This is a genomic window from Bacillus sp. SIMBA_031, from assembly GCF_046535225.1.
Lineage (GTDB): Bacteria > Bacillota > Bacilli > Bacillales > Bacillaceae > Bacillus > Bacillus velezensis.
Genome location: NZ_JAWRXC010000286.1, coordinates 1 through 269 on the forward strand (window position 1 = coordinate 1; position 269 = coordinate 269).

The window sequence follows — 269 nt, forward strand, 5'->3', positions numbered from 1 at the left end:
GTCGGGCGCGCTCAGCAAGGAGCCATCCAACCACTCGTTCGGAATCGCGATCGACCTCAACGCCGACGACAAATGTCTTGGCTGCACAACCGCTCCGATTGCGCCGGTCTTCGAACATCATGGCTTTCGCTGGGGAAAATCCTTCAACGACCCTATGCATTACGAAATCATCAAATTCATCGACAACGACGCGCCGTCGGTCAAGGACGTGACGATGAACATAAGCGGCGCCGCCGTCGCCGCCGACGTGAAGAGCGTCTTTGGCGATC

Annotated in this window: 1 protein-coding gene; it reads left to right on the plus strand. The window is 57.6% G+C overall.

Going from position 1 to position 269, the window contains the following annotated elements; all coding sequences use genetic code 11:
- Positions 1-269 (plus strand): M15 family metallopeptidase (locus SB724_RS20345; protein WP_410572688.1); only part of this gene is annotated, 269 nt, incomplete at both ends.